21 protein-coding genes are annotated in these 23,686 nt (G+C 59.6%); 2 read left to right on the top strand and 19 right to left on the bottom strand.

Going from position 1 to position 23,686, the window contains the following annotated elements; genetic code table 11:
* Positions 1 to 36 precede the first annotated feature (36 nt).
* The 12 genes from lipA to FHT28_RS06700 form a co-directional block, all read right to left on the bottom strand.
* Positions 37 to 1,008 (bottom strand): lipoyl synthase, encoded by a 972-nt coding sequence (lipA, locus tag FHT28_RS06755; RefSeq protein ID WP_168595818.1) that lies wholly within the window; start codon positions 1,006 to 1,008, stop codon positions 37 to 39.
* A 36-nt stretch (positions 1,009 to 1,044) separates the two neighbouring features.
* Positions 1,045 to 1,293 (bottom strand): GlsB/YeaQ/YmgE family stress response membrane protein, encoded by a 249-nt coding sequence (locus tag FHT28_RS06750; protein WP_037201967.1) that lies wholly within the window; start codon positions 1,291 to 1,293, stop codon positions 1,045 to 1,047.
* Between the two features lie 68 nt (positions 1,294 to 1,361).
* On the bottom strand, positions 1,362 to 1,616 hold the full coding sequence (locus tag FHT28_RS06745) for a GlsB/YeaQ/YmgE family stress response membrane protein (protein WP_034480636.1): 255 nt from the start codon (positions 1,614 to 1,616) through the stop codon (positions 1,362 to 1,364).
* A 55-nt stretch (positions 1,617 to 1,671) separates the two neighbouring features.
* Positions 1,672 to 3,117: a dihydrolipoyl dehydrogenase gene (gene lpdA, locus FHT28_RS06740; protein WP_168595817.1), complete on the bottom strand. Its 1,446-nt coding sequence runs from the start codon at positions 3,115 to 3,117 to the stop codon at positions 1,672 to 1,674.
* Between the two features lie 54 nt (positions 3,118 to 3,171).
* A complete protein-coding gene (locus FHT28_RS06735) occupies positions 3,172 to 3,813 on the bottom strand; it encodes an SGNH/GDSL hydrolase family protein (RefSeq protein ID WP_037201958.1) in 642 nt (213 codons plus the stop codon).
* 138 nt (positions 3,814 to 3,951) lie between these two features.
* Complete coding sequence (locus tag FHT28_RS06730; protein ID WP_168595816.1) at positions 3,952 to 5,301, bottom strand: pyruvate dehydrogenase complex dihydrolipoamide acetyltransferase; 1,350 nt, start codon at positions 5,299 to 5,301, stop codon at positions 3,952 to 3,954.
* A gap of 15 nt (positions 5,302 to 5,316) precedes the next feature.
* Positions 5,317 to 6,693, bottom strand: a complete 1,377-nt coding sequence (locus tag FHT28_RS06725) for a pyruvate dehydrogenase complex E1 component subunit beta (protein WP_037201952.1) — start codon at positions 6,691 to 6,693, stop codon at positions 5,317 to 5,319.
* Positions 6,694 to 6,710: 17 nt separating this feature from the next.
* Positions 6,711 to 7,754, bottom strand: coding sequence for a pyruvate dehydrogenase (acetyl-transferring) E1 component subunit alpha (pdhA, locus tag FHT28_RS06720; protein ID WP_034505126.1), 1,044 nt, complete (start codon positions 7,752 to 7,754; stop codon positions 6,711 to 6,713).
* A gap of 157 nt (positions 7,755 to 7,911) precedes the next feature.
* Complete coding sequence (locus tag FHT28_RS06715) at positions 7,912 to 8,223, bottom strand: septum formation initiator family protein (RefSeq protein ID WP_037201949.1); 312 nt, start codon at positions 8,221 to 8,223, stop codon at positions 7,912 to 7,914.
* Between the two features lie 230 nt (positions 8,224 to 8,453).
* Positions 8,454 to 9,728 carry a phosphopyruvate hydratase gene (gene eno / locus FHT28_RS06710; protein ID WP_037201947.1) on the bottom strand — a complete coding sequence of 425 codons (1,275 nt, stop codon included), beginning with the start codon at positions 9,726 to 9,728 and terminating at the stop codon, positions 8,454 to 8,456.
* 149 nt (positions 9,729 to 9,877) lie between these two features.
* On the bottom strand, positions 9,878 to 10,717 hold the full coding sequence (gene kdsA, locus FHT28_RS06705) for a 3-deoxy-8-phosphooctulonate synthase (RefSeq protein ID WP_047638060.1): 840 nt from the start codon (positions 10,715 to 10,717) through the stop codon (positions 9,878 to 9,880).
* Complete coding sequence (locus tag FHT28_RS06700; RefSeq protein WP_037201942.1) at positions 10,714 to 11,601, bottom strand: VOC family protein; 888 nt, start codon at positions 11,599 to 11,601, stop codon at positions 10,714 to 10,716. Before FHT28_RS06700 ends, kdsA begins: the two co-directional genes overlap by 4 nt.
* 424 nt (positions 11,602 to 12,025) lie before the next feature.
* Between FHT28_RS06700 and lexA the strand changes: the two genes are divergently transcribed.
* Positions 12,026 to 12,748: a transcriptional repressor LexA gene (gene lexA, locus FHT28_RS06695; RefSeq protein WP_037201940.1), complete on the top strand. Its 723-nt coding sequence runs from the start codon at positions 12,026 to 12,028 to the stop codon at positions 12,746 to 12,748.
* Here lexA and FHT28_RS06690 read toward each other — a convergent pair.
* Positions 12,729 to 15,188 (bottom strand): ComEC/Rec2 family competence protein, encoded by a 2,460-nt coding sequence (locus FHT28_RS06690; RefSeq protein ID WP_210255678.1) that lies wholly within the window; start codon positions 15,186 to 15,188, stop codon positions 12,729 to 12,731. The two genes, lexA and FHT28_RS06690, sit on opposite strands and share 20 nt — an antisense overlap.
* 280 nt (positions 15,189 to 15,468) lie before the next feature.
* On the opposite strand from FHT28_RS06690, the gene gltA reads away from it, so the two are divergent.
* A complete protein-coding gene (gltA, locus tag FHT28_RS06685; protein WP_034505135.1) occupies positions 15,469 to 16,758 on the top strand; it encodes a citrate synthase in 1,290 nt (429 codons plus the stop codon).
* Between the two features lie 26 nt (positions 16,759 to 16,784).
* Here gltA and lpxB read toward each other — a convergent pair whose 3' ends face one another.
* Genes lpxB through bamA form a run of 6 tightly spaced genes read right to left on the bottom strand, consistent with a single transcriptional unit; the run spans position 16,785 to position 23,577 of the window.
* Complete coding sequence (lpxB, locus tag FHT28_RS06680) at positions 16,785 to 17,966, bottom strand: lipid-A-disaccharide synthase (RefSeq protein ID WP_168595815.1); 1,182 nt, start codon at positions 17,964 to 17,966, stop codon at positions 16,785 to 16,787.
* A complete protein-coding gene (locus FHT28_RS06675) occupies positions 17,963 to 18,844 on the bottom strand; it encodes an LpxI family protein (protein ID WP_037201933.1) in 882 nt (293 codons plus the stop codon). The genes lpxB and FHT28_RS06675 overlap by 4 nt, the downstream gene beginning before the upstream one ends.
* Positions 18,845 to 18,846: 2 nt before the next feature.
* The gene (lpxA, locus tag FHT28_RS06670; protein WP_037201930.1) at positions 18,847 to 19,662 is read right to left on the bottom strand and encodes an acyl-ACP--UDP-N-acetylglucosamine O-acyltransferase; all 816 of its coding nucleotides are present in this window, start codon (positions 19,660 to 19,662) and stop codon (positions 18,847 to 18,849) included.
* Entirely contained in the window at positions 19,659 to 20,132 is a 474-nt protein-coding gene (fabZ, locus tag FHT28_RS06665; protein ID WP_034505141.1) for a 3-hydroxyacyl-ACP dehydratase FabZ, read from the bottom strand. Before fabZ ends, lpxA begins: the two co-directional genes overlap by 4 nt.
* Positions 20,125 to 21,192 carry a UDP-3-O-(3-hydroxymyristoyl)glucosamine N-acyltransferase gene (gene lpxD, locus FHT28_RS06660; protein WP_092573699.1) on the bottom strand — a complete coding sequence of 356 codons (1,068 nt, stop codon included), beginning with the start codon at positions 21,190 to 21,192 and terminating at the stop codon, positions 20,125 to 20,127. The genes fabZ and lpxD overlap by 8 nt, the downstream gene beginning before the upstream one ends.
* Positions 21,193 to 21,243: 51 nt before the next feature.
* Positions 21,244 to 23,577 (bottom strand): outer membrane protein assembly factor BamA, encoded by a 2,334-nt coding sequence (gene bamA / locus FHT28_RS06655; protein WP_037201925.1) that lies wholly within the window; start codon positions 23,575 to 23,577, stop codon positions 21,244 to 21,246.
* Positions 23,578 to 23,686: the final 109 nt, after the last annotated feature.

Here is a 23,686-nt window from a genome sequence, read left to right as displayed (position 1 = left end):
TCTCTGCGCCCTCCTGAGGACGGAGAGACTGTTCTCCTATTCCGCCGCTAGCAGAACCTTCTTCTCGCGCGCAGCCCGCAGCCGGGCGAAATCGTCGCCAGCATGGTGGGAGGAGCGCGTCAACGGGCTGGAGGCGACCATCAGGAAACCCTTGGTGTAAGCCACGGTCTCGTAGGACTGGAACTCTTCCGGCGTGACGAAGCTCATGACCTGATGATGCTTGCGCGTCGGCTGCAGATACTGGCCAATGGTCAGGAAGTCGACGTCAGCGGTGCGCAGGTCGTCCATCAGTTGCAGCACTTCGTTGCGCTCTTCGCCGAGGCCGACCATGATGCCCGACTTGGTGAACATGGTGGGATCCAGTTCCTTGACCCGCTGCAGCAGGCGGATCGAATGGAAGTAGCGTGCGCCCGGACGGACCGTCAGATAGTTGCCTGCCACGGTTTCCATATTGTGGTTGAAAACGTCGGGCTTGGCGGCGACGACGCGCTCCAGCGCGCCCGGCTTCTTCAGGAAGTCCGGCGTCAGGATTTCGATCGTCGTCATGGGCGAAGCGGCGCGGATCGCCCAGATCACCTTCTCGAAATGCTCGGCGCCGCCGTCCGCAAGATCATCGCGGTCGACCGACGTGATGACGACGTGGCTGAGGCCCATCTGCTTGACGGCCTTGGCGACATTTTCCGGCTCGGCCATGTCGAGCGCGTTCGGCTTGCCGGTGGCGACATTGCAGAAGGCGCAGGCGCGCGTGCAGATCTCGCCCATGATCATGAAGGTGGCGTGCTTCTTGTCCCAACATTCGCCGATGTTCGGGCAGCCCGCTTCCTCGCAGACGGTGACGAGCTTATGCTCCTTCACGATCGAGCGGGTTTCGGCATAGCCCTTCGATGTCGGCGCCTTGACGCGAATCCAGTCCGGCTTGCGCAGGACTTCCGTATCCGGCCGATGCGCCTTCTCCGGGTGTCGTACGCGCTTGGCTTCCGGGTTGATCGTGTCGAGAATCGTGACCATGAAACGTCTACTTTCCGCCGCTTAAGTGCGGCCCATTCATCGCCGTGCGAATTTAGCGAGGAATATCAGAATGCATGCACCGATGAAACCGGTGATAAAAAAACCGAGGCGGCCGCCGGGCACGCCGACATGCAGGGCCACCATCAACGCCGCGGCCACCACCGAGCCGGCGATGCCGAGGATGATGTTGAGGATGATGCCGTAGCGCGCATCCATCAGCTTGCCCGCGAGCCAGCCAGCAAGACCGCCGATGATGATCAGACCCAGCCAACCTACGCTTTCCATCAAACCCTCGATCAGGCGCTCCTCGGAATGATCCTGCCGGACGCCGTGTTGCATTTTGCCAAGGTGCCCTAGACGATCAATCTCGCCAAGAGCACCACGATGATCGCGCCGACCGTGGCATGGATGATCTCCACGACAAGCGCATTTTCAATACCCAGCGAAATCCCGAACCAGTGGAACAGGAAGCCGCCGACAAAGGCCCCGATCACCCCGCTCACCAGGCAACCGATGAGCCCGCCGCCTCCGACCACCAGGCTCGCGAGAAAACCCGCGACCAGCCCAATGAGAAGAAAGACGATCCAACCTTGAGCAGCTATAGACATGTTGATTTCCTTTGCTGTTTTCCACCCTTCGGATAAAGGGCGGGGCAGGAAACTATCAAGCGTTCAGCACCCGGCCGTAGGCGTCGAGCACCGCCTCCTTCATCGTTTCCGAAACGGTCGGATGCGGGAAGATCGTGTGCATCAGCTCTTCTTCCGTCGTCTCCAGGTTCATGGCGACGACGAAGCCCTGGATGAGCTCGGTGACCTCGGCGCCGACCATATGCGCGCCCAGCAGTTCGCCGGTCTTCTTGTCGAAGATAACCTTGCAAAGACCCTGGTCCTCGCCGAGCGCGATCGCCTTGCCGTTGGCGACGAAGGAGAAGCGGCCGACGCGGATATCGTGGCCGAGTCCCTTGGCCCTGGCTTCGGTGAGGCCGACGGAGGCGACCTGCGGCTGGCAATAGGTGCAGCCCGGAACCTTGCTCTTGTCGGTCGGATGAACATTCGGCAGCCCGGCGATCTTCTCGACGCAGACGACGCCCTCATGCTCAGCCTTGTGGGCCAGCATCGGCGGGCCGGCAACGTCGCCGATCGCGTAGATGCCCGCAACATTGGTCTTGCCGTAGCCGTCGATGACGACGCAGCCGCGATCGGTCTTCACGCCGAGCGCTTCGAGCCCAAGGTTTTCGATGTTGCCCTGGACGCCGACGGCCGAAATCATGCGATCGGCAACGATCTGCTGAACCTTGCCGTCTTCGGTTTCGACATGGGCGGTGATGCTGTTGGCAGCCTTGTCGACCTTTGTGACCTTCGCCTTGGTGAAAATCTTCAGGCCGCGCTTCTCAAGCTGCTTGCGAGCAATGCCCGAGATTTCGGCATCTTCGACCGGCATGATGGTCGGCATGACTTCGACGACGGTGACGTCGACGCCCATCGAGCGATAGAAGCTTGCGAATTCGATGCCGATGGCGCCGGAGCCCATGACCAGCAGCGACTTCGGCAGGAAATCCGGCTTCAGCGCTTCGAAATAGGTCCAGATCAGCTTGCCGTCCGGCTCGATGCCCGGCAGCGCGCGCGGACGGGCGCCGGTCGCGACGATGATGTGCTTGGCGGTGTAGGTGCCCTCACCCTTGACGTTCTTCGGCAACGGATGCTGTGGCTCGACGGCCGGCTTACTCGCCTTGCCGACGACGATCTCGCCCGGCTTGGTTATCTTGGCTTCGCCCCAGATGACGTCGACCTTGTTTTTCTTCATCAAGAAGCCGACGCCTTGGTTGAGACGGGCGGAAACGCCGCGCGAGCGAGCGACGACCGCCTTCACATCCGCGCTCACCTTGCCTTCGAGAACGAGGCCGTAATCCTTCAGATGATTGGAATGATCGAGAATTTCGGCAGAGCGAAGCAATGCCTTTGTGGGTATGCAGCCCCAGTTGAGGCAGATGCCGCCCAGATGTTCGCGCTCGACGATTGCGGTTTTCAGGCCAAGCTGGCCGGCACGCACGGCAGCGACGTAACCGCCGGGACCGGAACCGATGATAATGAGGTCGTAATTCTCAGCCATATGTTTCCTGCCTTATTGGTGGCGGCGGATCGGAAGCCCCGGCGCCTTAATTTATCAGAGACCGAGCATCATCCGCACGATCGGCTCTAGGCCGCGACCGAGCGCCCGGGTGTTTTCCACATCGAGATGCACGCCGTCGAGCGGCGTGGTGATGGCAACCGAACCTGCATCAAAGAAGCCGCAGCTCTCCTCATCGGCAAGATCACGGTAAAGCGTCGCAAGCATTGCCGATTCCTCGATCGCGCCGCGATAGTTGGCGGCAAAGACCGGGTTGGCCGTTTCGGAGATGACGGGCGGCGCCACGATCAGAATATCCGGGACGTCGTAACCGAACCCCCATGTATGATTGCGCACGAGCTGAATCAATCGCCGCACACCTTGCGTGGCCGCGAAAGCGGCACCCGCCACGACCGGTTTCATGTCGTTGGTGCCGAGCAGGAGGATGACGAGATCGAGCGGGTTGTGGGTCTGCAGGATCGTCGGCAGAATCCTCGCACCATTGCGGTCGCAATCGGCGAGATGATCGTCGAAAGCGGTCGTGCGGCCGTTCAGCCCTTCCGGGATGATGCGAACCTGATTGCCGAGCGCCCTTTGCAGCACGCTCGGCCACCGGTCTTCGTAGGCATGACGGCCGATCGTCTCCGCGTTATAGCCCCATGTCAGCGAGTCGCCGTAACACAGAACAGTTTTGGTCATTCATGCCTCCGTGTCGCGACGAGAGCGTGATGCCGAAAAGTGTGAGGGGATTTCGGGCGACATCACGCTCTACCTATTTCATTCCAGAGCGGATTCAGATTTTAGGTCGATCAGACCTAAAATCATCCGGCTCTAAGCTCAGACGAGCATTCCCATCGGGTTTTCGATGTAGCCCTTGAAGGCCGCCAGGAGTTCGGCACCGAGCGCGCCGTCGACGGCACGATGGTCGGTCGACAGCGTGACGCTCATCACGGTGGCGATCGCCATCTCGCCCTTCCTGACGATCACCCGCTGCTCGCCCGCGCCGACGGCCAGAATGGTCGCATGCGGCGGGTTGACGACGGCGGCGAAGTTCTTGACGCCCATCATGCCCATGTTCGATACGGCGGTCGTGCCGCCCTGATACTCCTCGGGCTTCAGCTTGCGCTCCTTGGCGCGCTTGCCGTAGTCCTTCATCTCGTTGGAGATGGCGGAGAGCGTCTTCAGTTCGGCACTGCGGATGATCGGCGTGATCAGACCGCCCGGAATGGAAACGGCAACGCCGACATCGGCATGCTTGTGCTTGACCATATTGCTGTCGGTCCAGGAGACGTTGGCATCCGGCACGTCACGCAGCGCGAGAGCCAGGGCCTTGATCACCATGTCGTTGACCGAAAGCTTGTAGGCCGGCGCGCCGTCCTTCGACTTCGGAGCGGCATCGTTGAGCTGCGTGCGAAGCGCCAGCAGCGCGTCGAGTTCGCAATCGACTGAGACGTAGAAATGCGGGATGGTCTGCTTGGATTCCTGCAGGCGCTTGGCGATGGTCTTGCGCATGCCGTCATGCGGTACGAGCTCGTAGGAACCGGGCTCGAACAGCTTGAGGACGGTCTCTTCCGACATGCCCTTAGGTGCTGCGGCCGGAGCAGCAGCAGGCTGTGCGGCTGGCGCTGCCGATGGAGCAGCCTTGGCAGTACCGCCTGATATCGCGGCTTCGATATCCTTCTTGACCACGCGGCCATGCGGGCCGGAGCCGGCAACTGCCGTCACATCGACGCCGGCTTCCTTGGCAAGGCGACGTGCGAGCGGCGAAGCGAAGGTGCGATGACCATCCGTTGCTGCCGGGGCCGGAGCGGATGCAGCGGGAGCCGCGACGCTTGCCGCAGCAGGTACTGTAGCCGGCGCAGCCGCAGGAGCTGCTTCCGCCTTGGGGGCCGCGGCAGGAGCCGGAGCGGTACCAGCACCAGAGGCGGCAGCGGCAACGTCCTCGCCATCGCCGGCGAGCACAGCGATCAAGGCATTGACCTTCACGCCTTCGGTGCCGGCGGGAACGACGATCTTGGCGACTGTGCCTTCATCGACGGCTTCGACTTCCATCGTTGCCTTGTCGGTCTCGATCTCGGCGATGACGTCACCGGACTTGATCTTATCGCCTTCCTTGACCAGCCACTTGGCGAGGTTGCCCTCTTCCATGGTCGGCGAGAGGGCAGGCATGGTGATGTTGATAGGCATCGATGAGCCCTCCCCTTATTTGTAGCAAACGGCTTTCACCGCATCGACCACTTCACCGACATTCGGCAACGCCAGCTTTTCGAGGTTGGCGGCGTAAGGCATGGGCACGTCCTTGCCGGCAATCGTCAGGATCGGCGCATCGAGATAGTCGAAAGCCTGCTGCATGACGCGGGTGGCGATTTCCGTGCCGACGGAGGACTGCGGATAGCCTTCCTCGACCGTGACAAGGCGGCCGGTCTTCTTGACGGATTCGATAACCGTCGGAAGATCCATCGGACGGATGGTGCGCAGGTCGATGAGCTCGACATCGATGCCCTGGGCTTCCAGCTCGGCCACGGCCTTGGTGGCATAGGTCATGCCAATACCGAAGGATACGACCGTGACGTCCTTGCCGGGACGATGGATGCGGGCCTTGCCGATCGGTACAACGAAATCATCAAGCTTCGGCACGTCGAAGTGCTGGCCGTAGAGAATTTCGTTCTCGAGGAAGATGACCGGGTTCGGATCGCGGATCGCCGCCTTGAGCAGGCCTTTGGCGTCGGCTGCCGTATAGGGCATGACGACCTTGAGTCCCGGTATGTGGCTGTACCAGGAGGCATAGTCCTGGCTGTGCTGAGCGCCGACGCGAGCTGCCGCGCCGTTCGGGCCGCGGAAGACGATCGGTGCGCCCATCTGGCCGCCGGACATATAGAGCGTCTTGGCGGCGGAGTTGATGATCTGGTCGATCGCCTGCATGGCGAAGTTGAAGGTCATGAACTCGACGATCGGGCGAAGGCCGGCCATGGCGGCACCGACGCCGATACCGGCGAAGCCATGTTCGGTGATCGGAGTGTCGACAACGCGGCGGGGACCGAACTCCTGCAGCAGGCCCTGCGTGACCTTGTAGGCGCCCTGATATTCGGCGACTTCCTCACCCATGACGAAAACGTCCGGATTGGCGCGCATTTCCTCGGCCATCGCGTCGCGCAGCGCTTCACGCACCGTCATCGACACCATTTCCGTGCCGGCCGGGATTTCCGGATCGGCGGGAGCGGCTTTGGGCTGAGCCGGAACAGGTGCCGGCGCGGGAGCGGCCGCTGCAGGCGTTTCGACCTTGGCAGGCTCGGCAGCGGGTGCTGCCTTGACGGCGGAAATATCGGAAGCGGATTCGCCGTCCTGCAGCAGGATGGCGATCTTGGCGTTGACCTTGACGCCTTCGGTGCCGGCGTCGACCAGCAGCTTGCCGATCGTGCCTTCGTCGACGGCTTCCACTTCCATGGTCGCCTTGTCGGTTTCGATTTCGGCAATGACGTCACCGGAAACGACCTTGTCGCCTTCCTTCTTGAGCCATTTCGAAAGGGTGCCCTCTTCCATCGTCGGAGAAAGGGCGGGCATAAGGATATCGATGGGCATGAATGTCCCTCCCCGATCTAGAGCAGAATGTCGGTGTAGAGCTCGGAGGCATCCGGCTCAGGATCGTTCTGGGCGAAATCGGCACTGTCGGCGACGATATCGCGAACATCCTTGTCGATACCCTTGAGATCGTCTTCCGTTGCCCAGCCCTTTTCGAGAAGGCGAACACGAACCTGTTCGATCGGATCATGTTCGGAGCGCATCTTCTGCACTTCGTCCTTGGAACGATACTTGGCCGGGTCCGACATGGAGTGACCACGATAACGATAGGTCAGCATTTCCAAGATGATCGGGCCCTTGCCGGAACGGCAGTGCTCGACAGCCTCGTCAGCCGCAGCCTTGACGGCGCGAACGTCCATGCCATCGACCTGGATGCCCGGGATGCCGAAGGACGCACCACGCTTCGAGAAATCGGCCTGCGCGGTGGCGCGCGCCGTCGACGTACCCATGGCGTAACGGTTGTTCTCGATCACGAAAATCACAGGCAGCTTCCAAAGCTGCGCCATGTTGAAGCTTTCGTAGACCTGGCCCTGGTTGGCGGCGCCATCGCCGAAATAGGCGACGCTGACATTGTCATTGCCACGATACCAGTTGGCAAAGCCGAGACCGGTGCCGAGCGAGACCTGCGCGCCGACAATGCCGTGGCCGCCGTAGAAATTCTTTTCCTTGGAGAACATGTGCATGGAGCCGCCCTTCCCTCGGGAATAGCCGCCCTGGCGCCCGGTAAGCTCGGCCATGACGCCGCGTGCTTCCATGCCGGTTGCCAGCATGTGCCCGTGGTCGCGATAACCGGTAATGACCTGGTCGCCGTCCTTCAAAGCCATCTGCATGCCGACGACGACAGCTTCCTGACCAATGTAAAGGTGACAGAAGCCGCCGATGAAGCCCATGCCGTAAAGCTGGCCGGCCTTCTCTTCAAAACGGCGGATCAGGAGCATCTCACGATAAGCCTTGAGCTCAGCATCACGGTCGAAATCCGCGATTGGACCGCCATTGGTGTCCTTGGCGGGTTTGGATACTGTCTTGCGGCTGGAAACGGACGCGGTTTTTCGCGGCGCCATTCAACCCTCCCTGTGTGAGTAGCCTCGTTTTATGGTGAGGCGTAACATAGGCAAGATTGTTCGCCACAGCAATGCTATAATTGCATGGCTCATATTATTCGTAAGTTATTGTTATAACTACAAAAAGAATGATTAACCGAAATCCGGTTAATTATGGCTATTTGTTGAAAATGACGATCTCGTTCGCCTTGGAATAGGTCAGCTGATAGCGCGCGTATTGGTCGAGCATATCCTTGTCCAGAGAGCCGTCGCTGAGCAGAGCGACCTCTTTTTCGAGGTGCTCGCGCTTCGCGACCAGATCGGCAAGTTCCTTGCTGCGGTCGAGCCGACGCCGCTCGAAAACCTCGGTCGCCTTCAGGCCGTAGTCGCCGTGCACACAGTGATAGCCGAAGTAGCTAACAAAAGCGACAGTTACGGCGGGAAGGACGAAACGGCCGAACCTTCTCTTCTTATGATATTTTGTCCACATACTCGCTCGAAACGCCCTGCCGTAGGCAATCTCAAACCTCAGACGATGCGACGGAAGCATTGCGGCTGCGGATAAGATCACGTCAAATCAAACACCTAGAGCAACTTTAGCCGTGAGAGATTAACCGTCCGTTGACTCTACCGCGCGCCCAACAAAAAACCGCGCCCGAGGGCGCGGTTCAAGATCAGCGAATATGAACAGCAAAATCCGACGGATCCTGCGGGTCAAGCTCAGCCACGAAGAATGGAGCGGCCGGCATACTTCGCCTGCGGGCCGAGACCTTCTTCGATGCGGATGAGCTGGTTGTACTTGGCAAGACGATCGGAGCGCGACAGCGAGCCGGTCTTGATCTGACCGCAGTTGGTGGCAACCGCAAGATCGGCGATGGTCGAGTCCTCGGTTTCACCGGAGCGGTGCGACATGACGGCCGTGTAGTTGGCCTTGTGCGCAGTTTCGACAGCGTCGAGCGTTTCCGTCAGCGTGCCGATCTGGTTGACCTTGACGAGGATCGAGTTGGCGACGCCCATGCGGATGCCATCGCGCAGACGAGCGGAGTTGGTGACGAACAGGTCGTCGCCGACGAGCTGCGTCTTCTTGCCGATCAGGTCGGTGAGCGTCTTCCAGCCTTCCCAGTCGTCCTCGGCCATGCCGTCTTCGATCGAAACGATCGGGTAGTTGGCGGCGAGTTCAGCGAGATATTCGGCCATGGCGCCGGATTCCAGCGTGCGGCCTTCGCCTTCGAGCACGTACTTGCCGTCCTTGAAGAACTCGGTCGAAGCGCAATCAAGGCCAAGAGCGATTTCTTCGCCCGGCTTGTAGCCGGCTTTTTCGATCGACTTCATGATGAAGTCGAGAGCGGCAGGGGCGCTGGAGAGGCCAGGCGCAAAGCCACCTTCGTCACCGACGTTCGTGTTGTGGCCCTGGGAAGCCAGTTCCTTCTTGAGGACGTGGAATACTTCCGAGCCCATGCGCACGGCATCGCGGAAAGTGTCTGCGCCGAGCGGCAGGATCATGAATTCCTGGAAATCGATCGGATTGTCGGCATGGGCGCCGCCGTTGATGATGTTCATCATCGGAACCGGGAGCAGGCGAGCGTGAGCGCCGCCGACATAGCGATAGAGCGGCAGGTTTGCACTCTGGGCAGCGGCCTTGGCGGCGGCGAGCGATACGCCGAGGATGGCATTGGCGCCGATGCGGGACTTGTTCGGCGTGCCGTCAAGCTCGATCATGATGTCGTCGATCTGGATCTGATTTTCAGCGTCCATGCCGCCGATCGCGTCGAATATCTCGGTATTGACGGCTTCGACAGCCTTCTCCACGCCCTTGCCATGATAGCGCTTGCCGCCGTCGCGAAGCTCGACGGCTTCATGCGCGCCAGTCGACGCACCCGACGGAACCGCCGCGCGGCCCATGCTGCCATCTTCGAGGTAGACATCGACTTCGACAGTCGGATTGCCACGGCTGTCGAGAATCTCGCGGGCGATAATGTCGGTGATTGCGGTCATGATAGCTTCCTGCTCGCTGGTTTATAAATCGATTGAAATGGTCTTAATCGAAGACGCGGAAATTACAATGCCGCTCCGCACCCCGATTTCGCACTCCTTCAGGCCCCGTAACGCAAATACATGTCAGCCTGTTGAATGCCTGATATTTCTCAAGCCTTGGCGATGGCGTCGAAGGCAAGCAGCTTCTCAAGAAGCCGCGGCATATCCTTCAGATAGACCATGTTCGGGCCGTCCGACGGCGCATTGTCCGGATCTTCATGCGTCTCGACGAAAACGCCGGCGACGCCAACGGCGACGGCGGCGCGCGCCAGCGTCTCGACGAATCGGCGATCGCCGCCCGTCGAACCGCCCTGCCCGCCGGGCTGCTGCACGGAATGGGTCGCATCGAAAATCACCGGCGCGCCCATCGCCGCCATGATCGGCAGCGAGCGCATGTCGGAGACCAGCGTATTGTAGCCGAAGGAGGCGCCGCGCTCGCACAGAAGAATGTTCGGGTTACCGCTGTCGTTCAGCTTGGCAAGCACGTTCTTCATGTCCCAGGGAGCCAGAAACTGTCCCTTCTTGACGTTGACGACGCGGCCGGTCTTGGCGGCGGCAACCAGCAGGTCTGTCTGGCGCGACAGGAAGGCCGGGATCTGCAGGATATCGACCGTCTTGGCGACGACAGCACACTGCTCTTCCGTGTGAATGTCGGTCAAGACCGGAAAACCGTATTCCTTTTTCAGATCGGCAAAGACTTCCATGGATTTTTCAAGGCCGATGCCGCGCTTGCCGGAGAGCGAAGTCCGGTTCGCCTTGTCATAGGAGGATTTGTAGACAAGGCCGATGCCAAGCTTGCCGCAGAGTTCCTTCAGGACGCCAGCAACCATAAAAGCATGCTCGCGGCTTTCCATCTGACACGGACCAGCAATAAGCGACAGCTTGGCGGTGTTGGAAAACAGAACCTTGGAGGCTCCCTCGCCGACGATCACTTCAGAATTCGTGCTCATGCTATCTCCTCGAAGGCGAACAGGGCGCCCGGTCCGGGGGCCAGCCTTGTCAATATACGATTGTTCTTACGCGTGTAGGTGACGCCGTTAGCAGCGAAATGCGACGATGTCACGGAAAGATCGCGTGTTTTGAAAAGGATTGCGCGCGCCTGCAAGCCGGGATCGTCCGAGTGAACAGGCAAATCGTAAAACGCTTCCATGCCTGCCGGCGTCAGGAGCTCGATATCGGCATTGGCCGCCCTGATCGTCAGACCGAAAGAATGTTCCGATATCCAGGGTTCACCGACGATCGCTTCGAAGAAAGTGCGGAACGCGGCCGGGGTGGGTGTCGATATCGCCACCCGCGCAATGCCGGTGACGCCGTTTTCATGGCGCTCCAGCACGCTGCGATCGGCGGGCAGCGGATTGATGCGCTGGCAGCAGAAGGCCAGAAAATCCGGCGCACGCAGATCGGCGGCGAAAGCGAGACGAAAACCGGCGACGGTCTCGGTTCCATCCGGCATTTTCATGGGACGCGAGAAATCCAGCATGCGTCCCGCCGAGATGGCGCTTACCCGAAAGCGCTCGTCATCGGCGACAGCATCCTCCGAGCCGAACACCACGGCTGAAAAGCCGTCTTCACCGAGCCGGAAGCGATAGGCCTGATCGCGCGCAACGAAGACATTCCCCGCGCCGACGCTCTCCTCACATTGCTCAGGGGATGCCACTGCCAGCGGTTCAAGATAGGTCTTGTCCGCAAAGAAGACACAGGCATTCTCGGTGCCGAACGGATGCCGGGCGTCGGGCGCGACGGTGAAACCGAGCTTGCCGAGCCGCTCGCGCGCCAAAGCGAGATTGACGGTCGGCAATACGAGATGATCCAGCGGATGCGGCGACAAAGTCATGATGTCTCCTATTTTCCTGCGCCCGCAGGTTTGCGCCCATCCATCCTCCAATTCAAGATGAAAGCAAGACGATAGAGGCGCAAGACGACCGCATGTCCTGTCGAAGACGCTAGATCATGCGGCTGATTCTTTGATCGGTACCGGAATCGCATGTCGTGAAAATGGCTTTCATCCATGCGTCAGCTACTCAAGGTAGGCTGCATGCGCCCAATGAAGGGCTAAACAGCATTTCCTTATGTTTTCCGATATGTTAGCGCGGATATAACCATATGAGACTTTTATCGGGTCCACCCAGTGATGTCGAATATTTAACTGTCCGTGCAAAGCTTTACCGAAATTTAAGTACTTGCGGAACACATATGGAACATATAGTGTCCGTTCTGGATTTGTTTCACGCTTTTCTCGATTCTGGGGTTCCAAGACGATGTTGACGCGCAAGCAGCAGGAACTGCTTCTCTTCATTCACGAACGGATGAAGGAGTCCGGCGTGCCACCATCTTTCGACGAGATGAAGGACGCGCTGGATCTTGCATCCAAATCCGGTATTCACCGTCTGATCACGGCTTTGGAGGAACGAGGGTTCATCCGCCGGCTACCGAACAGGGCCAGAGCGCTTGAGGTCATCAAGCTGCCGGATGCCTATAATCCAAGCCTGCAGCCGCGCCGCGGCTTTTCGCCGAGCGTCATCGAAGGCAGCCTCGGCAAACCTCAGCCAGTTGCGCCGCCTGCTCCGCCAAAAGTTGCGAACGACGACCAGAACAGTTCTGTTTCGGTACCGGTCATGGGCCGCATCGCCGCTGGCGTTCCGATCTCGGCCATCCAGAATAATACCCACGACATAACCGTCCCTGCCGACATGCTCGGCTCGGGCGAGCACTATGCGCTGGAAGTAAGAGGCGATTCGATGATCGATGCCGGCATTTTTGACGGCGATACGGTCATCATTCGCAATGCAACGACTGCCAATCCGGGCGATATCGTCGTCGCGCTCGTCGACGACGAGGAAGCGACGTTGAAGCGCTTCCGCCGCAAGGGGGCCTCCATCGCGCTCGAGGCAGCCAATCCCGCTTATGAAACCCGCATCTTCGGGCCGGATCGCGTCAAGGTGCAAGGCAAGCTCGTTGGCCTCATTCGCCGTTATCACTGACCGGTGATGCTCGGACGATCGGCGCGCCGAATGTGCCTGTGCGCCAATTGTATGTTCTGTGCCGAGCCCATGGGCGCTGTGGATTTTCGAACGCAGTTACCACATTTGGCTTGTCGGTGCTGAGGTCCATCTCAATGGACCCTGTCTGCCGCAATGTGGCGCCTGTGAAAAGCATGGCGCCGGAGCGGCAGCGATCCAGGCGCAGTCGTACGGGAGTGACGACGATATTGGCCGTATCGCAGGCCGGCGACAGGTAAGCTGCGTCCTCGATGGTGACCAGCATCGCGCCATTTTCAAGCATCGCGACGCACCATGCGCCCTTTTGGCAAGCAAAACTGCCCTGCATGGCCTGGTCGAGTGCTTCATCCATTGCCTTGCGAACTGCGCCCTGCTCTTCGACGCTCAATCGCCGGCGATGATCCGTCTTGCTTATCTGGGGAAGGCGGCTGTCAACAGGAAGGATAGTCGGAGGTTGATGCTCGCTCGCAACCAGCGCTCTCTGCCACTGTTCGAAAATGAAAGCCTGCGGTCTTTCGCGATTTGTTGCCAGTATGTCGTCCTGTCGCAAGGCAACCAGAACACCATCCTCGGAAATCATGAGATCCGGTTTGGGCACGCCAGAGCCGAATGCTGCCACGCCGAGGGAAGAAAGCAGCAACAGCAGGCCAACATGGCGCACGCTCGTTCGCAACATCGTCATGAGCAGAAAGCCTGCGATGAATGTCGGCATAAGCCAGGCGGGCTGGCGGCCGAAGGTAATATCGCCGCCCCATCCCGCCACCGTTTTGGCGATAGCGATGACCAACTCCAGTCCCTCGCCGGTGATTTGCCAAAAGGGCCCGTCGAGACCAAATGGCATAAGCAACATGGCCGCCATGCCAAACGGCATGACGACGACGGAGACGATCGGCATCGCAGCGAGATTGGCTGCAAGGCCGTATGTCGCCAACCGGTGAAAATGCTCGATCGAGAAGATCGCCGTCGACGCGCCGCCAATGAAGGAGGTCGACAATATGCCGCCGAAGAAGCGCGTAACGAACAGCAGCGGGCTCAGGAGCCTGGAGCGCGAAAGAATATTTTCCCGATGCTGGCGCCGTTTCCAAAGCGTGTAGCCGGATACCAGCGCCAGCGTCGCGGCGTAGGACATCTGAAAGCTCGGTCCGAGCACCTGCGACGGCGACAGGCTGAGAATGACGATTGCCGAGAGCGCGACGTTGCGCAGACTGATCGACGGCCGGTCGAAGAGCACGGCAACCAGCATGATCGCCATCATGATGAAGGCGCGTTCGGCCGACACGCCAAAGCCGGAAATGAGATAGTAAGCCGTCAGGGTTACCAGCGCGCCGAAGGCGGCTATCTTCTTGGTCGGCCACGCCTGCGCCATGCCGGGAAACAGGCTGAACAGATAGCGCAGGCCGATATAGAAGATGCCGGCCGAAAGCGCCATGTTGAGGCCGGAAATGGCAATGATATGCGTGAGCCCGGCCATTCGCAGCGCTTCGGTCGTTTCGTCCGAAAGCGCGCGTCTCTCATCGGTGACAAGCGAGGCCGCGAAAGCGCCGGTGTCGCCGGGCAAGGTCCTTCTAATCCTGTCGCCTATGCTGTTGCGCAGGCCGGCAAGCCAGATATCCGCCTTGTCCGACACCGAATCCGCAGCGACATCACTGGCCGGTGACAGTAGGGTCGGCTTTCCAAAGGCAAAGCCGTTTGCACCGATGCCGTTGAAATAGGAACTGAACGCGAAATCGTTGAGATCAGGCAGAGCAGGTCCGGCCGGAGGCGTCAGTCGCGCCTTGCCCTGGATGCGGTCGCCGAGGTTGAACGGTTCTGCCTGTTTGCGCACGAAAATGGTGACGCGCTCCGGCGGTCTGCGAATGGCCGGCTTTTCTGTCTTGTCAACTTTGACGACGTATCGCCAACCTCCGTTATCGTAGGACTCTCGCCTTTCGATCCGACCTGTGACGGTCGTGGTCACAGCCGAGTCAAGCATGACGGTCGATGCCCGCCAGCTTTCCCATTGCGCCAGAGCCATGCCCAGACAAACCAGCATGCCGGCGAAGAGGACATGCCGAAGCACGCGGCCCGCTTCGCGCCTGAAAAGAAAGCTGCCAGCCAGGACCAGGAGCGCAGCAAGGACCGTCTGCGGCGGCGGATCGATATCGGCCTTGAACCAGAAGATCGCGCCGAGGCCCATATAGATCGGCGCAAACAGGATGGCACGACCATGCGCGGCCTCCTCTTCGATCAGGCGCCAAACAAAGGATCTGATGCGACTGACAGCCAGGTAGAAACGCGCGACCGGCGGCGCCTGATCCTGCGTCCGCTCCCGCTGCTCCGCTTTGGCACGAGAAACAAAGGGCGTGGCGGCATGGTGAGGCTCTGCAGGCCCAGGAAGATTCCTGCCATCCTCCTGCTGCTCCGGTGCCTCTAAATTAGGCATTCACTGCCTGCCCCACGCAAAACTACAGCTATGACGCGATTTTTGCCGTCACCATTCGGTGAATTCAACCAAAATCGGCACACCCACTGCCAAATTGCGCCATTTACCGGAACGGGGGGATCAAATGCCCTACTGCATTGCCCAAAAGTTGATACCGCAATGCACAATTCGGCATTAGGATAACTTGGCATTAGGCTCTGGATCATATAGCTAGTCGGTAGTCGCTTAACCTTTTGGCGCTTTTTATGGCGTCAATCCCGCCAAATCTTGGAGGATCAGCATGACGGAACAAAGCGCGAAACTAACTTGGGGTGAGAAGACGGTAGACCTGCCGGTCAAAACCGGGACCATCGGCCCGAGTGTCATTGATATTGGTGCCCTTTATAAGAACACCTCCACTTTCACTTACGATCCTGGCTTCACCTCGACCGCGTCGTGCGAGTCCAGCATCACCTATATTGATGGCGACGAAGGCGTTCTGCTGCATCGCGGCTATCCGATCGAACAGCTGGCCGAACACGGCGATTTCCTCGAAGTATGCTACCTGCTACTCTACGGCGAACTGCCGACAGCCGCACAGAAGAAGGACTTCGACTATCGCGTCGTGCACCACACCATGGTGCATGAGCAGATGTCGCGCTTTTTCACCGGCTTCCGCCGCGACGCGCATCCGATGGCAGTCATGTGCGGCTGCGTCGGCGCTCTGTCAGCCTTCTACCACGACTCGACCGACATCACCGATCCGCATCAGCGCATGGTCGCGAGCCTGCGCATGATCGCCAAGATGCCGACGCTTGCCGCCATGGCCTACAAGTACCATATCGGCCAGCCCTTCGTTTATCCGAAGAACGATCTGGATTACGCATCGAACTTCCTGCGCATGTGCTTTGCCGTTCCCTGCGAAGAGTATGTCGTCAATCCGGTGCTGGCACGCGCCATGGACCGTATCTTCATCCTGCATGCCGACCACGAGCAGAACGCTTCGACCTCGACGGTTCGCCTCGCAGGCTCCTCGGGCGCAAACCCGTTTGCCTGTATCGCTGCAGGCATCGCCTGCCTCTGGGGCCCTGCTCATGGCGGCGCCAACGAAGCCGCGCTGAACATGCTGACGGAAATCGGCTCTGTCGACCACATTCCGGAATACATCGCCCGCGCCAAGGACAAGAACGATCCGTTCCGCCTGATGGGCTTCGGCCACCGCGTTTACAAGAACTACGATCCGCGCGCCAAGATCATGCAGAAGACGGCGCATGAGGTTCTCGGCGAACTCGGCATCAAGGACGATCCGCTGCTCGACATCGCGATCGAGCTGGAACGCATCGCGCTGACCGATGAATACTTCATCGAGAAGAAGCTTTACCCGAACGTCGACTTCTACTCCGGCATCACGCTGAAGGCCCTCGGCTTCCCCACCACCATGTTCACCGTACTGTTCGCGCTTGCCCGTACCGTCGGCTGGATCGCTCAGTGGAACGAGATGATCGAGGATCCGCATCAGCGCATCGGCCGTCCGCGCCAGCTCTATACCGGCGAACCGCCGCGCGAATACGTTCCGGTCTCCAAGCGCTAAGCTCCGGACTTGAAACAAAAAACCGGTCAGAAATGACCGGTTTTTTTATTGGACAAGACCTCCAGGAGGATGGCGGCGGCCTTGTCACCAGGCGGCTCCTCCGTCTGCATGCGCTGCCAGACGACATCATAGCCTGCGAGCATTGCCGATAGCTCAGGCGTGTCGTTCGACAGGCGCTCCATATAGCGGGCCAGCAGGCCGGGCCGCAAAATGTCGTTGATGAGTTCAGGCACGACAGCGTAATCGGCAATCAGGTTCGGCAAGGCCGCCGTCCATACCTTGATGCGCGCCATCACAAATCTGGCCAGCCATTCCGTCTTGTAAGTCGAGACCACCGGAACGCCGGCAAGCCCCAACTCCAGGATCACCGTGCCAGACGCTGCCATGGCGACATCCGCCTGCGCAAAGGCCTTCCACTTCGCATCCTGACCAACGAGGATATCCGGCTTGATGCTCCAATTTTCGAGAAGCGACCGCACTAGGGCCTCCTGCCTCGGCACCGTCGGCAGCAGATACCGGACGCCATCGTTTCGCCGGCTAAGTTCATCGGTAGCCCGCTCAAAAACCGGCAGGAGTTGGCGGATTTCCGAAGCGCGCGACCCCGGGAGAAGAAGGACCGTCATTGGGGCGTCGGCAGCACTCGTGCCGCGCACCGCGCGTTGTCGGCGCGTCTTCAGCAGATCGACGTCCACCGTCAGGCGATGGCCGACATAGGTTGTCGCCGGCCCGCCCAAGCGCTGCATGGCTTCTGGCTCGAACGGCAGCACGGCCAGCACATGATCGACATAGGCGAGCATTTCCCGCGCACGGTACTCCTTCCACGCCCAGACGCTGGGGCAGACATAGTTGACGACCGGAAGGCCGGGCAATGCCTTGCGCACCCTTCTCGCCACGCGGTGGGTGAAATCCGGGCTATCAATGATCAGAAGCACATCGGGCTCGGCCGCTATGATGGCTTCGGCCGTCTGCCGGATGCGGGCAAGCAGTTTCGGCAGTCTCTTGATCACCTGGATGAAGCCCATGATCGACAATTCGGAATAGTCGAAAAGCGAGCGCAGGCCTTGCGCCTCCAGCGCCTCGCCACCGACGCCGATCAACTCCACGCGACCGCCATGGCGCCGCTTCAACGCCGCGACGAGATCGCCGCCCAGCAGATCGCCGGAAACCTCTCCCGCAACGACAGCGAGCTTCAAGGGAGCGCCGCTCACATGAAGCCCTCTGCGCTCAGACCACGATCAATACCGCAGACGAAGATGCCGGCTTCATCGGCCGCGGCAATCACCGCCTCACGGTCGAGAACCAGCGCCCTGCCCGCTTCCACCGCAACGCCGGCAAGGCCGGCCTTCTTGGCGTTCAGCACGGTCGAGACACCAATCGAGGGCAGATCGGCGCGCACATCCTGCTGCGGCTTGCAGAGCTTGACCAACACGCCGCGACGGCGTGTCGATATACGGCCCTCGGCGCGCAAGCCGGCAACACGCTCGATCATCTTGTCCGTGCCCTCGGCGCCCTCAAGCGCCACGACACGGCCACCGACGCTGACGGCGCCCTGGCCGACATCCAAAAGCCCAAGCGCGTCGGCTGCCTTCGCACCTTGGGCGATATCGCGCAAATCCTCTTGCGAGGGTGCGTGCCGCCCGAGCGGCCCGGTGGTCGCCAGCAGGTCGGGCGCAATCTCGTGCGCACCGACGACGCGGACGCCACCGGCCTCGATCAAGCGGATGACCATCTGCAGCACGGCATTATCGCCGCCGGAAAGAAGCGTGCGGATAGTCGAGGGTAATTCTTTGATCACGCGCCACGTCGGATGCACCTCCCGCCAAGGCGGACGGCGCGCGACGCCGCCGGACATGACGACCCGGTCAACGCCATAGCGACGGAACGTGATTTCAAGGCCGGCGAAATTGCCGACACCGAGATTGGCGTGATCAAAAGCGGACCAATCCCTATCCGCCTCGTTCGTCAACGCAATGATGACAGGATTTTCGCCGGCCTGGCGGGCAGCTTCAGCAACGTAAGCCGGCAGAAAACCACTGCCCGCGATGATCGCCAACCTACCCTTGCCGTCTTGGCCGGCGGAGACCACCGTCAACTCTTGCCGCGATTGGGCGACGACAGTGCGCGATCGCTATCGGCTGCGATGAAATCGAGGATCTCAATCACTTCCTTGCAATCGGCATATTCGTCACGGATCGCCGCGGCATTGTCGCGGATCGAACCTTCGCCTTCGAAGATACCCTTGTAGGCGCGTCGAACCCTGTGAATGACCGCGCGGTCTATGCCTGCGCGCGTCATGCCGACAATGTTGAGGCCGGACAGCACGCCTGGATTTCCGTTCAGCATGCCGTAGGGAATGACATCGTAGCTTGCAGCCGAAAGTCCTCCGATGAAAGCCTGCCGACCGATGCGGGTGAACTGGTGCACGGCGCAGCCACCGCCCAGAATGGCGCGATCTTCGATGGTCACATGCCCCGCCAGCATGACATTGTTGGACATGATGACATTGTTGCCGACGCGGCAATCATGCGCGACATGGGAATTGGCGAGGAACAGATTGTTGTTGCCGACAATCGTCTTGCCGCCGTAGTCGGCCGTGCCGGTATTGATCGTCACGCCTTCACGTATCGTGCAGTTCTCACCAACATCCAGCGTCGTCTCTTCGCCGCCGTGATGAACGCTCTGCGGGTCGCCACCGACAATGGCCATCGGAAATATCTTCGTTCCCTTGCCGATCGTCGTGCGACCGGTGACGATGGCATGCGTCAGCAGATGGACATTATCATGCAGCACGACCTTGGGGCCGACGTGGCAGAAAGGCCCGATCTCGACGTTCTCGCCGATGATGGCACCATCCTCAACGACCGCGAACTTATGAATGCTCGCGCTTTTTGCGATGCTGCTCATGCCTCGTCCTGATCCTTCCTCACAATCATCGCGCCGATATCGGCTTCGGCAACCAGGATGCCATCGACCTTGGCATCACAATGGAACTTCCAGATCGTACCGCGCTGCTTCTGCTTGACGACATGGAATTCGACGCGGTCACCGGGAACGACTGGCTTGCGGAAACGGGCATTGTCGATCGTCATGAAATAGACGAGATTGCCGCCGATGCCATCCTTGCGGGCGCAGATCGCGCCTGCCGTCTGAGCCATGCCTTCGATGAGCAGTACGCCCGGCATGATCGGGGAACCTGGAAAGTGCCCGGTGAATTGCGGCTCGTTGGCCGTCACGTTCTTGATGCCGATCGCGGAATTATCGCTATCGATCTCGATGATCTTATCGACCATCAGGAAGGGATAGCGATGCGGCAAAAGCTTCATAATTTCCAGAACGTCAGCCGATGACAATGATGTCTTGGCTTCCTCAGTCATGCTCCGCACTCCCGTCCTTCTTTTCTCTGGCTCCCGACCGCTTCGCGATCTCTGCCGATTCCCTCAGAAAATCCCACAGGGGCCGCGCCGGATGACCAGCGTAACGCTCGCCCGCCGGAATGCTGTTCATAACACCGCTCTTGGCGCCGATCTGTACACCGTCGCCAATGTGAATATGGCCGTTCAGCCCCGCCTGACCGCCGATTTGCACACCGTCACCAATCAGCGTGCTGCCAGCTATGCCGACCTGGCTGACGACGGCGCAATGGCGGCCAATGCGAACGTTATGTCCGATCTGGACCTGATTGTCGATCTTGGTGCCCTCGCCGATCACGGTATCATCCATCGTGCCGCGATCGATCGTAGTATTGGCGCCAATCTCGACATTATCCTGGATGATGACGCGGCCGATCTGCACGATCTTCACCATTCCGCGAGGCCCTGGCGCATAACCGAAACCATCCTGGCCGATACGCGCGCCGTTGTGAATGATGACGCCATTACCGAGGTACGAGCAGAGGATGCTTGCGCCACCGCCGATGGTGCAATTTCGTCCGATCTTCACACCCGGTCCGATAAGTGCATTGGCACCGATCCACGTGCCCTCGCCGATCTCGGCGCCAGGTCCAATGACCGCGCCCGGCTCCACACCAATATTGGCTTCCAGCTTGGCTGTGGCATCAATGACGGCGCCAGGAGAGATCACGCCGGGGTTCGACGTGAACGCGATCGGACGCATGGCTTCCGGATGCAACAACGCTCCGGCAAGCGCAAAGTCCGTATGCGGCTTCTTGGAGAGAAGCACCGGAATGTGCGCGGGGACGAAGGATTTCAGCGCCGGCAGGCAAATGATCGCCGAAGCCTTGCACGTCTCAAGCTCGGCGCGATTCTTCCGGGAAAGGATATAACAAATGTCGCCTTCGCCTGCCCTATAGACAGGAGCGATCGACTTGATGACGACCTCCGCGAAGGTCGCATCAATAAGATCCGCCCCAAGATGTTCAGCCAACTCTCGTAAGCTGACGCCACCGTGGGGCGGGAAGAAACCGATATGTTCCATAAGCACCAGCTCCAGAACGGTGTTCAAGCCCGTTGTTCTAGGCTGCCGATATCAGAACTGGTTGGCGATGCCAAACCGGAAATTCTCAGTCTTGTCGTAATCTTCCTTGAGAACCGGCACGGCATAGTCAACACGGATGACGCCGAACGGCGAAGACCAGATCAGACCAGCACCCAGCGAAGCTCGGATGGAGCTGTCGTTATGCAGGATGTCGCCGAACAGATTGGCCTTGTTACCGTAGAGGCTACCCGCATCGGCAAAGGCTGCAATGCGCAGACCGATATCCTGCGGAACACCCGGCATCGGCATGCTTGCTTCCGCCGAAGCCGTGAAGTAGGTCGTGCCGCCCAGCGGATCGCCGTTGGACGAGCGCGGACCAATACCGGCATTCTCAAAGCCGCGGATTTCACGACCACCAAGCGTAAACTGGTCGAAGACGTTCAGCTTGCCATCCGTCGGCATCACGTAGCCCGCACCGACTGTCAGCGAGCCGATAATATCGGCTTCGTCGCTGATCATCTTGTAGTAACGCGCCTTGCCACTCAGCTTGTAGAAGTCGGAGTCGCCACCCAGGCCCGCATATTCATGCGTGAACTTGGCGATAATACCTTCACGCGGCAGATTCTGGTCATCCAACGTGTTGTAGGTAAAGGTCTGCGAAATCGTCGACTGCACCCAAGGGCCGTTTTCGACGAGGTTGAGATATGGATTTGAAAGATTGTTCTGCCAATCGTTCGTGCCGTCGTATGTCAGGCGCTTGTAGTTGTAGCGCAGGGTCGTCGCCAAGTTCTCGGTGATCGGCGCGGTCACGCGCAGCGAGAAGCCTTCCTCCGAATAGTCGTAGAAGTCGTCGCTCGACGTCTGGTTCTTGAAGATATCGAAACCTGCAGCGAGACGATAACCGAGGAAGTAGGGCTCGGTGAACGAGATGTTGTAGGTACGATTGCCTTCCGTGCCGGCACCCGCAGCGATGCGGATGTACTGACCGCGGCCGAGGAAGTTCTTTTCCTCAACCGAAGCTTCCAGCAGCAGACCACCGTTGTTGCCGACGGCGTAACCGGCACCGATACCGAACGAGCCGGTCGGCTGATCTTCGACGTTGACGACGACGACAACACGGTCCGGAGCACTGCCCTGTGCCGTGGTGATGTCAACCTTGGTGAAATAGCCGAGTGCGTCGAGGCGACGCTTGGCGCGCGTGATCATTTCCTGGTTGAAGGCATCGCCTTCATTCAGGTCGAACTCGCGGCGGATAACGTAGTCGCGTGTGCGGGTGTTGCCGCGGATTTCGATACGCTCGACATAGGCGCGCTCGCCCTGATCGACCAGGTATTCGATGCCGATCGTATGACCGGTCAGATCACGGTTGCCGCGCGGCGTGATGCGGGCGAACGGATAGCCGGCGGAAGCCACGCGCTTCGAAATATTCTCGATCGAAGTCTGAATGTCCTTGGCGCTGTAGACATCGCCCTTGTGGGTGATGACCAGGCCCTTAAGATCCTCGGCATTGATGCCGTCGACCGTCGAGATGACATTGATGTCGCCATAGGTGTAACGCGGACCTTCATCGACATTGAAGTTCAGCGTGTATTCGTTGTTCTGCTCGTTCAGCGTCGCATCGGCGCTGACGACGCGGAAGTCGGCGTAACCATGGTTGTAGTAGAACTGACGCAGCGCATCCTGGTCAGCCTGCTGGCGATCCGGGCTGTAAACGTCCTTGCGGGTCAGGAACGACAGGAAGTTGCTCTTCTTCGTGCTGATCACCGAAGCGAGACGGCCGCTGTTGTAAGCCTGATTGCCCGAGAAATTGATCTTGTCGATCTTGGTACGATCACCTTCGTTGATGACGAAAGCGACGTTGAGACGACCCTGAGCGACCTCGGCGGTCTGCGTCGTTACCTGCACATCGTTACGGCCGATGGCGGCATAGGCATCCTTGATGGTCTTGACGTCAGCCTGGACGGTGGCCTCGTTATAGGGGCCGGCAGCGTGGGTCTGAACGATCCCCTGCAGCTTGTCGTCCTTGATCTTGCGGTTGCCGTTGAAGACCACGGCGTTGATGAGCTGATTCTCCTTGACCGATATGACCAGGGCGCTGCCCGAAACGGTCATATGGACGTCGGAGAAATACCCGGTGGCGTAAAGCTGCTTCACCGATGCGTCGATATCGCTTGGCGAGAAGCTCTTGCCAGGCTTGATCGTGATGTTGTCTCGAACAGCTTGCGCGCCGACGCGCCCAGCTCCCTGAACATCAATCCGCTGGATAACAGCGGCCTCCGCGACTGAGGTAGAGGCAAGGGTGATAACACCAGCGCCCGACGCAACAACACCAGCAGACAGCGCTACCGCCGACACTGCGTTCAATAATCTTGAACCAGCCTTCATTTTCACTTCTTACCTTTTTTTCAGTCGTCCCCAGCCCCAGGCGAACCCGATTCCGGCCACGTGTGTCGTTTTACCCGCTTTTGACATACAAGCAAGGGAGCAAGTTAAT

Source organism: Rhizobium sp. SG570 (assembly GCF_012275345.1).
Taxonomy (GTDB): domain Bacteria; phylum Pseudomonadota; class Alphaproteobacteria; order Rhizobiales; family Rhizobiaceae; genus Rhizobium; species Rhizobium lusitanum.
This window is presented reverse-complemented; position numbering and strand designations above follow the sequence as displayed.

Coding starts and splice junctions, on each gene's coding strand:
- lipA (WP_168595818.1), bottom strand. CDS start 1,008: ATGGTCACGATTCTCGACACGATCAACCCGGAAGCCAAGCGCGTACGA.
- FHT28_RS06750 (WP_037201967.1), bottom strand. CDS start 1,293: ATGGAAAGCGTAGGTTGGCTGGGTCTGATCATCATCGGCGGTCTTGCT.
- FHT28_RS06745 (WP_034480636.1), bottom strand. CDS start 1,616: ATGTCTATAGCTGCTCAAGGTTGGATCGTCTTTCTTCTCATTGGGCTG.
- lpdA (WP_168595817.1), bottom strand. CDS start 3,117: ATGGCTGAGAATTACGACCTCATTATCATCGGTTCCGGTCCCGGCGGT.
- FHT28_RS06735 (WP_037201958.1), bottom strand. CDS start 3,813: ATGACCAAAACTGTTCTGTGTTACGGCGACTCGCTGACATGGGGCTAT.
- FHT28_RS06730 (WP_168595816.1), bottom strand. CDS start 5,301: ATGCCTATCAACATCACCATGCCTGCCCTCTCGCCGACCATGGAAGAG.
- FHT28_RS06725 (WP_037201952.1), bottom strand. CDS start 6,693: ATGCCCATCGATATCCTTATGCCCGCCCTTTCTCCGACGATGGAAGAG.
- pdhA (WP_034505126.1), bottom strand. CDS start 7,754: ATGGCGCCGCGAAAAACCGCGTCCGTTTCCAGCCGCAAGACAGTATCC.
- FHT28_RS06715 (WP_037201949.1), bottom strand. CDS start 8,223: ATGTGGACAAAATATCATAAGAAGAGAAGGTTCGGCCGTTTCGTCCTT.
- eno (WP_037201947.1), bottom strand. CDS start 9,728: ATGACCGCAATCACCGACATTATCGCCCGCGAGATTCTCGACAGCCGT.
- kdsA (WP_047638060.1), bottom strand. CDS start 10,717: ATGAGCACGAATTCTGAAGTGATCGTCGGCGAGGGAGCCTCCAAGGTT.
- FHT28_RS06700 (WP_037201942.1), bottom strand. CDS start 11,601: ATGACTTTGTCGCCGCATCCGCTGGATCATCTCGTATTGCCGACCGTC.
- lexA (WP_037201940.1), top strand. CDS start 12,026: ATGTTGACGCGCAAGCAGCAGGAACTGCTTCTCTTCATTCACGAACGG.
- FHT28_RS06690 (WP_210255678.1), bottom strand. CDS start 15,188: ATGCCTAATTTAGAGGCACCGGAGCAGCAGGAGGATGGCAGGAATCTT.
- gltA (WP_034505135.1), top strand. CDS start 15,469: ATGACGGAACAAAGCGCGAAACTAACTTGGGGTGAGAAGACGGTAGAC.
- lpxA (WP_037201930.1), bottom strand. CDS start 19,662: ATGAGCAGCATCGCAAAAAGCGCGAGCATTCATAAGTTCGCGGTCGTT.
- fabZ (WP_034505141.1), bottom strand. CDS start 20,132: ATGACTGAGGAAGCCAAGACATCATTGTCATCGGCTGACGTTCTGGAA.
- lpxD (WP_092573699.1), bottom strand. CDS start 21,192: ATGGAACATATCGGTTTCTTCCCGCCCCACGGTGGCGTCAGCTTACGA.
- bamA (WP_037201925.1), bottom strand. CDS start 23,577: ATGAAGGCTGGTTCAAGATTATTGAACGCAGTGTCGGCGGTAGCGCTG.